Source organism: Noviherbaspirillum sp., assembly GCF_035254865.1.
Classification (GTDB): Bacteria; Pseudomonadota; Gammaproteobacteria; order Burkholderiales; family Burkholderiaceae_D; genus Noviherbaspirillum.
Genome location: NZ_DATFAF010000067.1, coordinates 1 through 12,746 on the forward strand (window position 1 = coordinate 1; position 12,746 = coordinate 12,746).

A 12,746-nucleotide genomic window follows, 5' to 3' on the forward strand; every position below is an offset into this window, starting at 1 on the left:
ATTGTCAATAGAAGTGAGCAGGTTTTAGGAGGGGGCGGCAGCGTGACGCGAGGCTTCTTGCTTATACGGCTCGTGTGATTAGCTATTAATGAAAGACGCTTTTATGGCAACAGGTACCGTCAAGTGGTTCAACGATTCCAAAGGCTTCGGATTTATCACTCCGGATGACGGCGGTGAAGATTTGTTCGCCCATTTTTCCGCAATCCAGATGCAAGGCTTCAAGACACTAAAAGAAGGTCAAAAGGTCTCATTCGAAGTCACGCAAGGCCCCAAAGGCAAGCAAGCTTCCAATATTCAGTCGCCCTAATCACATCGATTAGCAAGAGTACCAAAAACCCCGCATACGCGGGGTTTTTTTTCGCCTCTTCGCCCTCAAGCGATCCGTTCGTTGCGTATCTGCACTGCCACACCGGACCGTGATAACTTTACAAGCCGCTTGTAGTAATCGCCATCCCGCGCAAGCCCTTCGTCGCCGCAAATGATCGACGCGCGCAAAAATAGCTGTAAAGTAATGCTTCATGAAGCTCCGGCAAAAAATTCTACTGCTCGCAATCACACCGCTTATTGTTGCGCTGTTTTCGATTGCGCTCGCGGTACGCTATCAGGCCACGCTGCTGGCACATCAACAGCGCGCCTCGGTCGAGGCAGCTTACCTGGCAAGCAAGGAAGCGGAGCTCAAGCACTTTGTTGTGCTTGCAACCCGTTCCATCGAGCATCTTTACCAATCGGGCCGGCATGACGAGGCGACGCTGAATGAAGCGAAAGCGATTCTGGCGACGCTTGATTACGGCGACGACGGCTATTTCTTTCTCTACGATCTTGACGGTCGCAACCTCATGCATCCTCGCAAGCCGGAGCTGGTTGGGCGCAATCTCTGGAATCTTCGCGATCCAAGCGGCAGCCCGACGATACAACGACTGATTGCACAAGCAAAGGCGGGTGGCGGATTCGTGCGTTACTTATGGGAGAAGCCGTCGTCGGGCAAGATGGCGCCCAAGCTGGGCTACGTGATCGAGCTTGACCGATGGGGCTGGATGCTCGGAACCGGGCTGTATCTGGACGATGTTGATGCCGCGCTCGCAAAGATCGATACACAGATTTCGGGAAACATCGACAACACGATGATCTGGATTACCGGTATCGCCATCGCCAGTGCACTCGCCATTGGACTTTCCGGCCTCGCCTTGAATATCAGCGAAAACCGGGTTGCCGATGCCAAGCTGCGCGTACTGGCACAGCGTGTGGTGCGATCACAAGAAGAGGAACGTGCGCGTCTTTCACGCGATTTGCATGATGGAATTAGTCAGTGGCTAGTCTCGATCAAATTGCAGATAGAGTCGGGAATTGCCAAATTGATCGCCAATTCGGCGCAGCCCGAACTGGCCAGATCATCCTTCGACCGCGCGGCCGGACAACTCAACGATGTGCTGGGTGAGGTCAGGCGCATCTCGCACGACCTCAGGCCTGCCTTGCTTGATGATCTCGGACTGGCGGCAGCACTCGATCACCTCGTTCAGGAGTTCAGCGAACACACCGCGATCACGACTCGATTCAATTCGGACGGATCGGTTGACGGGCTGAGCGACGTGGCGAATACAGTACTATTCCGTATCGCTCAGGAAGCGCTGACCAACATCAAACGGCATGCAAACGCAAAGAACGTCAACGTTCGCCTGATCGGCAACAAGTCCAACGTCGCGCTCATTATTTCCGACGATGGCATCGGCTTCGACGTCGCCGGCGTCGCGCAGCATCCCAAGCGTGGCATCGGATTGCGCAACATGCATGAGAGGGTTGATGCCGTGGGAGGCACCTTGAATCTGGCCTCATCAGCCGAAGGCACCCGAGTAACCGCAAGCTTGTATCGAATATAAATCAAAAAATGCTTAGTCAACCGTATGTCCACATCCTGCTGGTCGATGATCATCCCCTGGTTCGGGATGGATTGCGCGCTCGCCTTGAAACCATACCGCATTTCACAATCGTGGCCGAAGCTGGCAATGCAGATGAGGCATTACAGCACGCTGCGACCGAGATGATCGACATCGCATTGATGGACATTAATCTTTCGGGGATGAACGGCATTGAGCTTACCGGCCGCTTCAACACGCTCTACCCCGAGATCGCGGTATTGATGCTCAGCATGCATGACAAGGCGGAATACGTTATGCAGGCAATCCAGGCTGGGGCGCGCGGCTATGTGCTGAAAGATGCCCCTGCAATGGATATCATCACAGCCATCGATACCGTCATGTCTGGTGGAATCTATTACAGCGCAGGGCTAGCAAAGCAACTGTCCCGACCTATGCCCCCTGCTTTGCTGCTCACCCCCCGCGAGCGCGAGGTGTTGAAATGCATTGCAACGGGCAAATCGAACAAGCATATTGCGCGCGACATGAATCTGAGCGTGCGCACGGTGGAAACGCATCGTCTCAACATCAAGCGCAAACTGGGCATCGAAGGCCAAGCCGATCTCATTCGTTTCGCCTTGGAACAAACCCAGATTAAGTAACAGGATAAAAAAATGGCCGGATCGCTCCGGCCATTTGGTTCTTCCATCGAACGAATTACATGTTCGAAATCATGACGTCGCCGAAACCGGAGCACGACACTTGTGTCGCGCCTTCCATCAAGCGCGCGAAGTCGTAGGTCACTTTCTTCGATGTGATCGATTTTTCCATCGACGAGACGATCAAGTCGGCGGCCTCGACCCAGCCCATGTGACGCAGCATCATTTCTGCGGACAGGATCAACGAGCCAGGATTCACGTAATCCTTGCCGGCGTACTTCGGTGCAGTACCGTGAGTCGCTTCGAACATCGCGACGGAGTCGGAAAGGTTGGCACCAGGGGCAATACCGATACCACCGACTTGTGCAGCCAGCGCGTCGGAAATGTAGTCGCCATTCAGGTTCAGCGTGGCAATCACGCTGTATTCGTTCGGACGCAGCAGGATCTGCTGCAGGAATGCGTCAGCGATCGAATCCTTAACCGTGATTTCCTTGCCAGTCTTCGGATTCTTGAACTTGCACCACGGGCCGCCGTCGATCAGTTGCGCGCCGAATTCCTTCTGTGCCAGTGCGTAGGCCCAATCGCGGAAGCCGCCTTCGGTGTACTTCATGATGTTGCCCTTGTGGACAATGGTCACCGACGGTTTATCGTTGTCGATCGCGTACTGGATCGCCTTGCGTACCAGACGCTCCGTGCCCTCACGCGATACCGGCTTGATGCCGATACCGGACGACCCCGGAAAGCGAATCTTCTTGACACCCATTTCCTTGATCAGGAAGTCGATTACCTTCTTGGCGCCTTCGGTGCCTTCCTGCCATTCGATGCCGGCGTAAATGTCTTCCGAGTTCTCGCGGAAGATCACCATGTCAGTCTTTTCCGGCTCGCGTACCGGCGAAGGCACGCCCTTGAAGTAGCGGACCGGCCGCAAGCAGACGTACAAATCGAGTTCCTGACGCAGCGCCACATTAAGAGAGCGGATGCCGCCGCCCACCGGGGTGGTCAACGGGCCTTTGATGGAAACAACATAATCCTTCAATACCTTCAGCGTCTCGTCGGGCAACCACACATCCGGGCCGTAGACTTTGGTCGACTTCTCACCTGCGAAAATTTCCATCCAGCTGATCTTGCGCTTGCCGCCATATGCCTTGGCAACGGCTGCGTCAACGACTTTGATCATGACCGGCGTAATATCGACACCAGTGCCGTCACCTTCCAGATAAGGAATGATCGGGTTGTCGGGAACATTCAACGAGAAATCGGCATTGACGGTGATCTTGTTGCCTTCGGCAGGCACTTTGATATGTTGATACATCGTAGGCTCCGGGGGTTGAGGAGGAAAAGAAGGCGGTTGTACTTTAAATTTTTGTTTTAAAGTCGATTCTCAGTCTTATATAAGACACAAGACAGCATTTCGTATTATGCACTACTATTTTACTGGATGCCATAACTTTTGCCATTGGCAATATTTTTATCAAGTTGTCAATCGTTGGATTTTCCCTTGGCCGCGCTGCACGGAACATGTTCCTCGCATCCGAAAAACCGATGGATGCCCGCGCGGATCTACAGGGTAGTTCCTAATGCGCCAATATACAAAGCGTAAAATACTCCCGCACTTTTTTCCGGGATCGCCAGCGCATGTCACTCATTCTCTTCAACAAACCCTTTCAGGTGATGTGCCAGTTTTCGCCACATCCGACCCGGGAGACACTCGCCAATTATCTGGATATCCCTGGGATTTATCCGGCAGGCAGGCTCGACGCGGACAGCGAAGGCTTGCTGCTGCTCACTGACGACGGAAAACTTCAGCATCGAATCAGCCATCCTGACAGCAAACAGCCGAAAACCTATATCGCACAAGTGGAGGGCGTTCCGGATGCCGCAGCATTGCGGCGTTTGCGGGGGCAATTGGATCTGGGCGATTTCGTGACTCGGCCCTGCGAGGCAAGACAAATCGAACCGCCGGCCTGGCTATGGGAACGTGACCCGCCGATACGGGAGCGTGAAAACAAGCCGACCAGTTGGCTAGCGATCACTCTGTCAGAGGGGAAAAACCGACAGGTTCGCCGCATGACCGCAGCGGTTGGCCTGCCGACCTTAAGACTGATCAGAATTGCGATCGGGCCCTTCTCTCTGGCAACGCATCCGCTCTGGCCTGGGGAATGGCGCGAGATCTCAACCGCGGAGCTGGGAAAAGGGAACGCTGACTGGAGTCGCGCAGCAAACAACTGACATAGCCATGGGTTGTGACTTTCGGGCCTGTTGAAAATTTCCTGGAGAACTCTGTCAACCGATAATCTTGCATTTCGTTATTTACATTGATTCGACAGAATCACCGTTTTTATCAACATGCCAATTTGAAGGACATAAAATGAAAAACCTGATCGCCGCTCTGATCGCTGGTCTGTTCGCCGCTTCCGCTTTCGCTGCTGATCCCGCTCCTGCTTCCGCTCCGGCTGCTGCATCGGCTGAGGCATCCGCTCCGAAAGCCAAGAAAGTCAAAAAGGCAAAGAAAGCCAAGAAAGCAAAGAAAGCAGCTGCAGCTCCGGCCGCTTCGAACTAATTCACGTTTTCGTGAAAGAAAAAAGGCAGGCTTGTCCTGCCTTTTTTATTGCAATTTCGCGGCCTCATAACGAGGGCAATGCAAAGCCCGGCCGTACAACAGTGCGCGATGCGTTTTGCATTGTTATCGGATAAGCTTCTGAAGTGTTTTAATTTGTCGCCAACTCCAAATGATTTCCAAAACACTCTTTTCGGTTTCGGCCTTGCTGGCCGGCGCTCTTGTCACTGCCAGCCCGTCTGCGATAAGCCAGCAGGCGATGAAATTTCCGGTAATTTCATTGAACGCGGGAATTCACCTGATCAAGGCAGAAGTCGCTGCAAGGGATGCAGAACGTCAGCAAGGTTTGATGTTCCGGGAGAAACTGGGGCCGAACGAGGGAATGGTGTTCTTGTTCGAAGCACCGGCTGGCGTATGCATGTGGATGAAAAATACCTTGATTCCACTGTCGGTAGCTTTTATCGACGACAGTGGCAAGATCGTCAACATCGAGGACATGCAACCGCAAACCACCGATTCGCATTGCGCAAAAAAACCGGTTCGCTATGCTTTGGAAATGAATCTCGGGTGGTTCAAGCAGAAGAACATCAAGCCTGGCAGCGTAATCGACGGGCTCCCTCGCTGAGCCCGCAGAACCGACAAGGCGCGGCGACAGGTGCGGGTCAAATAAATGCGCCCGCCCACTCATTCAGTGCACAAACGACAAAAACCCGCGTGACATCGTCACCCGGGTTTTTTAATTCGCTTCCTGAGGCGAACAGCCCTCAGGACAATGCCGCTCAGGACAACTGCTGATTACGCAGCCAGTGCCTTCAGGGCAGCAGCCAGACGGCTCTTGTGGCGAGCAGCCTTGTTCTTGTGAATAATTTTCTTGTCGGCAATACGGTCGATCGTCGAAATAGAAGCCTGGAATACTTGCGCCGCTGCTGCCTTGTCGCCGGCTTCGATTGCCTTGCGAACGGCCTTGACTGCCGTGCGCAGCGTCGAACGCTGGCTGGAGTTGTGTGCGTTTTGCTTGACTGCTTGACGAGCACGTTTGCGCGCTTGTGCGGTATTTGCCATGAATAGTTCCTAAAACGAAATCGGATTGCGTTCGCGGTTTGCGAGACGGAATTCTGTAAAGCTGCGGATTATAGCGTTTTTTTGGGAAATGAGCAATTGGACGTTTCAATCGCCACTATTCCGCGATCAGCTGCCCCGAAAAACGGACAAGGAAGGGCGTGCCGGTTCGTCATGAAGCGATTTTCCGCCGGAAATAAACGCTTACACAAACGCGCCTATTTATGCACCGGGTTACCGAACCTCAGCAGCTATAATTGCCCACCATGAATCTGCATAAAACGCTTGCCACCATCTCTGGCATGACCATGCTGTCGCGGGTGACGGGCCTGGCGCGAGAACTTCTTATTGCGCGCGCATTCGGCGCATCAGCCTACACCGACGCATTCAACGTCGCCTTCCGCATTCCGAACCTGCTGCGCCGCCTGTTTGCGGAGGGCGCATTTTCCCAGGCCTTCGTCCCTATCCTTGCCGAGTACAAGAATCAGAAAGGGGAAACCGCGACCAAGGATCTGATCGATCATGTCGCGACCGTGTTGATGTGGGCATTGGTCCTCACCTGCATTATCGGGATCGTAGCCGCACCGGTCGTTGTGTATTTCATTGCTACTGGCCTGAAATCGGACGCAGACGCATTTACGAGTTCTGTCGTCATGACGCGCATCATGTTCCCGTACATCGGATTCATGGCATTTGTCGCACTCGCCGGCGGTATTCTGAATACATGGCGGCAATTCCAGATTCCGGCTTTTACTCCGGTACTGCTGAACATTTCATTCATCGCCGCATCCCTGTTTCTGGCGCCTCATCTCGCGCAGCCGGTTTACGCATTGGCATTTGCAGTTGTGCTGGGCGGAGTTCTGCAAGTGGGAATTCAGGCTCCAGCCTTGCTCAGGATTGGGATGCTGCCACGTATCGGCCTCAATCCGACGTTCGCCCTGAAGGATCCCGGCGTGCAGCGCGTGCTGCGGCAAATGGTACCTGCCATTGTTGCCGTCTCTGTCGCCCAAATCAGCATCATCATCAACACCAATATCGCTTCGCACCTTGCCAGCGGCAGCGTTTCCTGGCTCACCTATGCTGACCGACTGATGGAATTTCCCACAGCCTTGCTCGGCGTGGCGCTGGGGACGATTCTCCTTCCCAACCTGTCGAAGGCGCATGCGGACAGCGATCATGCGGAATATTCTTCTTTGCTTGACTGGGGCCTTCGCCTGACTTTTCTTATGGCGCTTCCCTCTGCCGTCGGACTTGCCACCCTGTCTGAACCGCTCACCACAACCCTGTTCCACTACGGTAAGTTCGACACGCAGGCGGTCGTCATGACCAGCCGGGCACTCGTGGCCTATGGCGTCGGATTGATTGGATTGATCGTCGTCAAGATTCTGGCACCGGGTTTCTACGCAAAGCAGGACATCAGAACGCCGGTGAAGATCGGCATCGTCGTTCTGATTGCGACGCAGTTGATGAATCTGATGTTCGTGCCGACATTGGGTCACGCCGGGCTCGCACTGTCGGTCGGCCTGGGTGCCTGCTTGAACGCGGTGTTTCTGTACCGGGGATTGCGCAAGCGGGGAATTTATATGCCCCATCAAGGCTGGGGCATCTTTCTCGCCAAGCTGGCAGGTGCACTGTTCTTGCTGGCGGGCGTCGCCCTTTGGATTGCCGGACACTTCGACTGGGTGGCTTTGCGTGCCAATCCCCTTCATCGCGTCGGCGCGCTGGCGCTGGTCATGCTTGCATGCGGAGTAACATACTTCGGCGCACTTTTTATCATGGGCTTCCGACTGCGTGATTTCAAACGCGTGTCGGCCTGATTCTGTTATCTAAAATCGCCTGCGATTTCCATCCCGGCCTTTAATTGACGGCACGATGGTTTATGATGGCTATTGTATGGTGATCAAATCTCTCGATTACTTTGCGTCGCTGGTTCAACAGGACGACTCCATTCCGCTTTTCGAGGCGGCATTGGCTATCGCACAGGACGTCGATCCGCAGCTCGATCTGGAAGCAACACAAGTAGAGGTCGACACGCTTGCAGCGAAACTGCAGCGACGGCTTCCATCGGACGCCTCCAGCGTGCAGAAGCTGCGCATGCTGAATCACTTCTTTTACCGCGAACTCGGCTTCGGCGGCAACATCAACGATTATTACGACCCGGATAACAGTTACCTGCACCGGGTAATCCGCACGCGCCGCGGCATTCCCATTTCACTGGCAGTGCTGTACATGGAGTTGGCACAGCAGATCGGCTTGACCATGAAAGGCATTTCCTTTCCGGGCCATTTCCTGATGAAGCTGTCGGTGCAGTCCGGGGATATCGTGCTCGACCCCTTCAATGGTGCGAGCTTGTCGCGCGAAGATCTGGAAGAGCGGCTGGAACCCTACTTTGAGCAGCAAAGCTATCCCGGAGCGATTCCGCTTTCCTATTATTTGCACGCAGCCCATCCGCGTGAAATCCTGGTGCGCATGCTGCGCAATTTGAAGACCCTGTTTGTCGAGCACATGCGATGGCAACGGGTGCTGGGCGTACAACAGCGTCTGCTGATTTTGCTGCCCGACGAGATCACCGAACGCCGCGACCGAGGGCTGGCCTATGCCAATCTTGAATGCCCGCAGGCGGCGCTCGACGATCTGGAAGCTTATCTGGCGGAGCGGCCGTACGCGCCCGACGCCGAACTGTTACGCAGCAAATTACCCGAATTACGCGATGCTAGCAGACGCATGAACTGACTGACCCCGCGACCAAGCCAAGACATCACCCCTTCGCCTTGGCTTCAATCGCCTCCCATTTCTCGAGGCTTTCCATCAGCAGTTCGTCAATCTCGGCAAATCGCTGGTTGAGTCGCTGCACCTCCTCGGGTCGCTGACGATACAGGTCCGGGTCGGCCAGCTGTTCGGAGATGGCTTTTTGTTCGACCTCCAGGGAGGCAATCATGCCCGGCAGGCTTTCCAGCTCTCGCTGCTCCTTGTAACTCAACTTCTTCGCCTTTGCCGCGATGGGTGCAGCCTCCTTGGCGGCTTGTTTGCTTTCCGCTTTCGGGGCCGGCTTCGACGGTGATTGCGCTGTCGATGCGCGTACGCGTTCCCAATCGCTATAGCCACCGATGTACTCACGCCACAGACCGTCGCCTTCCGCGACGATCACCTGGGTGACGACGTTGTCGAGGAACATTCGATCATGGCTGACGAGGAAGACTGTGCCGCTATAGTCTTCGAGAAGCTCTTCCAGCAACTCAAGCGTATCGATGTCCAGGTCGTTGGTCGGCTCATCCAGCACCAGCACGTTGGCCGGCTTGGCAAACAGCCGAGCAAGCAGCAGGCGGTTGCGCTCGCCACCCGAGAGCGATTTGACGGGCGATCTTGCGCGTTCCGGCGCAAACAGAAAATCGCCGAGATACGTCATCACGTGCTTGCGCTGCCCATTGATCTCGACCCAGTCGCTGCCGGGCGAAATGGTATCGGCCAGGCTGGCTTCCTCATTCAATTGCGCGCGCATCTGGTCGAAGTAGGCAATCTGCAAGCGAGCTCCCTGCTTGACCGTGCCGGCATCGGGTTGTTCCTCGCCCAGAATGAGCTTCAGCAGCGTCGTCTTGCCCGCTCCGTTCGGCCCGATCAGGCCGACCTTGTCGCCGCGCAGGATGGTCGCACTAAACCCACGCACGATGACTTTGTCGCCGTAACGTTTTTCGATGTCGGTCAACTCCGCAACGATCTTGCCTGAGCGCTCGCCGGCCGAGACATCGAGCTTGACCTGCCCTTGTTGATCTCGTCGCGCGTTGCGAGTGCGGCGCAACTCTTCCAGGCGCCGGACGCGCCCTTCGTTGCGCGTCCGGCGTGCCTCCACGCCCTTGCGGATCCAGACTTCTTCCTGCGCAAGAAATTTGTCAAATTTCGCGTTTTCAATCGCTTCGACTTCAAGCTGTTCCGCCTTGCGTGCCTGATAGGCGCTGAAATTACCGGGAAACGAAAGCAGTCTGCCGCGATCAAGTTCGACGATGCGTGTCGCCACGTTATCGAGGAATGAACGGTCATGGGTGATGAAAAGAATGCTTCCCTTGTAGTCGCGCAGGAGGCCCTCAAGCCAGAGGATGGACGTAAAATCGAGGTGATTGGTCGGTTCGTCGAGCAACAGCACATCAGGCGCACTGACCAGCGCACACGCCAGCGCCACGCGCTTTTGCGTGCCGCCCGACAAGGTTCCCATCAGCGCGGCCTTGTCCAGATTGAGGCGCGCCAGAATGGTTTCCACCCGATTGGACAGATTCCATGCATCGGCAGCATCCAGTTTTGCCTGAACGGCATGCATGCGATCCATCACGGCATCATCATTCTCGCCGCCCAGACGCTCCGTCAGCGTGTTGTATTCGGACAGCAAGCCCTGCAAATCTCCCATGCCAGCGGCGACCGCATCAAATACGCTGAGGTCGGGAGCGAACTGCGGCTCCTGTTCGACATAAGCAATCTTCAGCCCTTGCTGCATCACGAGCAAGCCGTCATCCAGCTTGGAAATACCTGCAATTATTTTCAGCAAGGACGACTTGCCGGTGCCGTTGCGCCCGATTAACCCGACCCGCTCCGCCGGCTCAAGAGAAAACTCCGCGTGATCGAGCAATGCGACATGCCCAAAGGCGAGCTGAGCGTTAGAAAGTGAAATGACTGCCATAAACAAAATCGCTTCCATGCAGGAAGCGCGGACCCGAAGAAGGAAATGAAGCACGCATTGTACCGATAGCGGCAAACAGAAAGTTATTTATGCAACGGTCTCGGCTATAATCTCGGGCGTGGTGAAAAATACTTTCGCCGCTTCTCAGCGTCTCGCCGTAGTTCAATGGATAGAACGAGTGCCTCCTAAGCGCTAGATACAGGTTCGATTCCTGTCGGCGGGACCAGTTTTAGCCAATAAAATCAAGATATTACAGTAAAGTGGCGCTATGAACGGGACATAACTGGGACAAATTCAGTTATGCTCGTGCCCGCTGCAAAATTTCCACTTCCGTCTTTTCCCTTTGCATCTGCAACAGCTTGTCAAAAACCCAGCTCGGGCGGGCTAGAAATAAAAAGCTTTCCTGCGAAAGCTCATTCCTTTCCTATACTGATAGTGGAAGGAATTTGTTTCATGAACTCCGCATTCAAGACAGCGGTTATACCGCTTGCCATGTCAATGTTGCTTGAAGGCTGCGCAGTGTATGAGCCAGCTTACAGCGCCTATCCTTACTCCCAGTCCACTCCGGTGTACGTCGAGCAGGGCTATGGCTATTACTACCCGCCAGCCCCTGTGTATGTTCTGCCGCCTCCCGTGTATGTCGGGCCGCCGATTAGGCTCGAATTCGATTTTGGATATTGGAGCGGCCGAGACTGGCATGACGGCCATAATTGGGGAGGCGGGCACCGGTTTGGCGGTGGACGCGGACGGGGCGGCTTTCACCACCATCGGTTATAAAAAACCCTCCACTGTGGGAGGGTTAAATTCATTGGACGATAGCTCTTAGGCTGCTTTTTTGTGCTGTTCTTCTGCGGATTTGGAAGATTCAATTTCTTGCGCTTCTGCTGCCTTCTCGTTCGCTAGTTGCACGGCGATTCGCTTGTATTCCGCCTCTGCGAAGCGCTTGAGCGCATCACGCATAAGAGGCTGATAACCCATCTTGTGAAACTTGGCGATAAACTTGAAGTCTTCAATCAGCTCTTTGTTCAGGCGAATCGAAATTGCTTGCAAGCCAAGCGCATCATCAACTTGTTGCTCTATTTCCTTCGGGGCGCGCTTCACATGCGCTGCATCTCGGCCGAGGATTCCTGATTCCCAGGCTTCAACGGTTCCTTCGATTTTCGCAGTGTCGCTCATAATTTTCTCCATGTACTTTCTCTATTTGCCTTCGGTTTCGTAAATAGCAATCTCGGTTTCGTTTGGCTCGTAGGCTGTTTTCAGAAAGATTTTTCCATCTCGGTAAACATAAACAATTTTCAACAAACGACCACGATTGGTCTCGGCAATAAACCAAAAGGTTGGCGGATCCGTCCTGTTATCCTCCCTGTCATCGATCAAGTTTACCCCGCATTTGTTATCAAAACACTGGTCAACTTCCTCCACTGTCACAGCATGTTTGCTGTCTAGTTTTTCGTCTATGCGGGTTGTGACTATTATTGTTCTCATCGGTTCCTTCTTTGTATATACAAAATATAGGCCGATCGTTATGAAATATCAATTGAATTGGATAATTCGACGTGAAATTTACTAGTGCTTTCGCTCTATTACCAGATAGAAATGATGCGGAATGAGATTATATCTGTATATACGGAGATGTGTGGGATTTCTTAAGGCTGACGTTCCAATTCCGATCCAAAGACGCCCTTAGCGTCCATATTCAGGACACCAAGGGGCCAAGAGGCTACCTCCATGCACACCGCCTGCGCTCCAGCAGATCGTCTCAATTGCGTCTGGAACTTCTCCGCCAGTCTGGAACTTCTCCGCCACTCTGAGAGCCGCACTCATACCTATACCGCTTATGCCCATTCATCAGGCAATAACGGCCGTCTTGCGGGGCGGCATCATACGTTGAATCACTTGTTTCTGGCTTTTAAATGCAAGTCACTCATATGAGAGGCTTTTCATTTTCAACCACA

13 protein-coding genes and 1 tRNA gene are annotated in these 12,746 nt (G+C 54.1%); 9 read left to right on the forward strand and 5 right to left on the reverse strand.

What is annotated here, in order from left to right; translation table 11 throughout:
• Positions 1-103 precede the first annotated feature (103 nt).
• From VJ651_RS15720 to VJ651_RS15730, 3 genes are all read left to right on the forward strand, one after another.
• Positions 104-307: a cold-shock protein gene (locus VJ651_RS15720; protein WP_136415665.1), complete on the forward strand. Its 204-nt coding sequence runs from the start codon at positions 104-106 to the stop codon at positions 305-307.
• A 211-nt stretch (positions 308-518) separates the two neighbouring features.
• Positions 519-1,874: a cache domain-containing protein gene (locus tag VJ651_RS15725; protein ID WP_324108353.1), complete on the forward strand. Its 1,356-nt coding sequence runs from the start codon at positions 519-521 to the stop codon at positions 1,872-1,874.
• A gap of 8 nt (positions 1,875-1,882) precedes the next feature.
• The gene (locus VJ651_RS15730; protein ID WP_324108354.1) at positions 1,883-2,512 is read left to right on the forward strand and encodes a response regulator transcription factor; all 630 of its coding nucleotides are present in this window, start codon (positions 1,883-1,885) and stop codon (positions 2,510-2,512) included.
• A gap of 55 nt (positions 2,513-2,567) precedes the next feature.
• On the opposite strand, the gene icd is transcribed toward VJ651_RS15730, so the two are convergent.
• Entirely contained in the window at positions 2,568-3,821 is a 1,254-nt protein-coding gene (gene icd, locus VJ651_RS15735) for an NADP-dependent isocitrate dehydrogenase (protein WP_324108355.1), read from the reverse strand.
• 323 nt (positions 3,822-4,144) lie between these two features.
• Here icd and VJ651_RS15740 point away from each other — a divergent pair, with 323 nt between their 5' ends.
• The 3 genes from VJ651_RS15740 (at position 4,145) to VJ651_RS15750 (ending at position 5,691) form a co-directional block, all read left to right on the forward strand.
• Positions 4,145-4,738 (forward strand): pseudouridine synthase, encoded by a 594-nt coding sequence (locus tag VJ651_RS15740; protein ID WP_324108356.1) that lies wholly within the window; start codon positions 4,145-4,147, stop codon positions 4,736-4,738.
• 139 nt (positions 4,739-4,877) lie between these two features.
• A complete protein-coding gene (locus VJ651_RS15745) occupies positions 4,878-5,069 on the forward strand; it encodes a hypothetical protein (RefSeq protein ID WP_136415663.1) in 192 nt (63 codons plus the stop codon).
• A 169-nt stretch (positions 5,070-5,238) separates the two neighbouring features.
• Complete coding sequence (locus VJ651_RS15750) at positions 5,239-5,691, forward strand: DUF192 domain-containing protein (RefSeq protein WP_324108357.1); 453 nt, start codon at positions 5,239-5,241, stop codon at positions 5,689-5,691.
• 170 nt (positions 5,692-5,861) lie between these two features.
• Here the strand turns inward: VJ651_RS15750 and rpsT are convergent, their stop codons facing one another.
• Positions 5,862-6,128, reverse strand: a complete 267-nt coding sequence (gene rpsT / locus VJ651_RS15755; protein WP_292932007.1) for a 30S ribosomal protein S20 — start codon at positions 6,126-6,128, stop codon at positions 5,862-5,864.
• Positions 6,129-6,391: 263 nt separating this feature from the next.
• Here rpsT and murJ point away from each other — a divergent pair, with 263 nt between their 5' ends.
• Together murJ and VJ651_RS15765 are read left to right on the forward strand one after the other, a co-directional pair.
• On the forward strand, positions 6,392-7,942 hold the full coding sequence (murJ, locus tag VJ651_RS15760) for a murein biosynthesis integral membrane protein MurJ (RefSeq protein ID WP_324108358.1): 1,551 nt from the start codon (positions 6,392-6,394) through the stop codon (positions 7,940-7,942).
• 76 nt (positions 7,943-8,018) lie between these two features.
• The gene (locus VJ651_RS15765; protein WP_136414421.1) at positions 8,019-8,858 is read left to right on the forward strand and encodes a SirB1 family protein; all 840 of its coding nucleotides are present in this window, start codon (positions 8,019-8,021) and stop codon (positions 8,856-8,858) included.
• 25 nt (positions 8,859-8,883) lie between these two features.
• Here VJ651_RS15765 and VJ651_RS15770 read toward each other — a convergent pair whose 3' ends face one another.
• Positions 8,884-10,791: an ATP-binding cassette domain-containing protein gene (locus VJ651_RS15770; RefSeq protein ID WP_324108359.1), complete on the reverse strand. Its 1,908-nt coding sequence runs from the start codon at positions 10,789-10,791 to the stop codon at positions 8,884-8,886.
• Positions 10,792-10,942: 151 nt separating this feature from the next.
• On the opposite strand from VJ651_RS15770, the gene VJ651_RS15775 reads away from it, so the two are divergent.
• Positions 10,943-11,017 (forward strand) — tRNA-Arg (locus VJ651_RS15775).
• Positions 11,018-11,613: 596 nt separating this feature from the next.
• Here the strand turns inward: VJ651_RS15775 and VJ651_RS15780 are convergent.
• Together VJ651_RS15780 and VJ651_RS15785 are read right to left on the reverse strand one after the other, a co-directional pair.
• Positions 11,614-11,967 carry a hypothetical protein gene (locus tag VJ651_RS15780; RefSeq protein ID WP_324108360.1) on the reverse strand — a complete coding sequence of 118 codons (354 nt, stop codon included), beginning with the start codon at positions 11,965-11,967 and terminating at the stop codon, positions 11,614-11,616.
• A gap of 21 nt (positions 11,968-11,988) precedes the next feature.
• Positions 11,989-12,276 carry an ADP-ribosyl-(dinitrogen reductase) hydrolase gene (locus VJ651_RS15785; protein ID WP_324108361.1) on the reverse strand — a complete coding sequence of 96 codons (288 nt, stop codon included), beginning with the start codon at positions 12,274-12,276 and terminating at the stop codon, positions 11,989-11,991.
• Positions 12,277-12,746: the final 470 nt, after the last annotated feature.

Bases quoted from the DNA above. Each gene is read 5' to 3' on its own strand.
- VJ651_RS15730 (WP_324108354.1), top strand. From the start codon at position 1,883: ATGCTTAGTCAACCGTATGTCCACATCCTGCTGGTCGATGATCATCCC.
- VJ651_RS15780 (WP_324108360.1), bottom strand. From the start codon at position 11,967: ATGAGCGACACTGCGAAAATCGAAGGAACCGTTGAAGCCTGGGAATCA.
- VJ651_RS15750 (WP_324108357.1), top strand. From the start codon at position 5,239: ATGATTTCCAAAACACTCTTTTCGGTTTCGGCCTTGCTGGCCGGCGCT.
- icd (WP_324108355.1), bottom strand. From the start codon at position 3,821: ATGTATCAACATATCAAAGTGCCTGCCGAAGGCAACAAGATCACCGTC.
- VJ651_RS15740 (WP_324108356.1), top strand. From the start codon at position 4,145: ATGTCACTCATTCTCTTCAACAAACCCTTTCAGGTGATGTGCCAGTTT.
- VJ651_RS15785 (WP_324108361.1), bottom strand. From the start codon at position 12,276: ATGAGAACAATAATAGTCACAACCCGCATAGACGAAAAACTAGACAGC.
- murJ (WP_324108358.1), top strand. From the start codon at position 6,392: ATGAATCTGCATAAAACGCTTGCCACCATCTCTGGCATGACCATGCTG.
- rpsT (WP_292932007.1), bottom strand. From the start codon at position 6,128: ATGGCAAATACCGCACAAGCGCGCAAACGTGCTCGTCAAGCAGTCAAG.
- VJ651_RS15725 (WP_324108353.1), top strand. From the start codon at position 519: ATGAAGCTCCGGCAAAAAATTCTACTGCTCGCAATCACACCGCTTATT.
- VJ651_RS15745 (WP_136415663.1), top strand. From the start codon at position 4,878: ATGAAAAACCTGATCGCCGCTCTGATCGCTGGTCTGTTCGCCGCTTCC.
- VJ651_RS15720 (WP_136415665.1), top strand. From the start codon at position 104: ATGGCAACAGGTACCGTCAAGTGGTTCAACGATTCCAAAGGCTTCGGA.
- VJ651_RS15765 (WP_136414421.1), top strand. From the start codon at position 8,019: ATGGTGATCAAATCTCTCGATTACTTTGCGTCGCTGGTTCAACAGGAC.
- VJ651_RS15770 (WP_324108359.1), bottom strand. From the start codon at position 10,791: ATGGCAGTCATTTCACTTTCTAACGCTCAGCTCGCCTTTGGGCATGTC.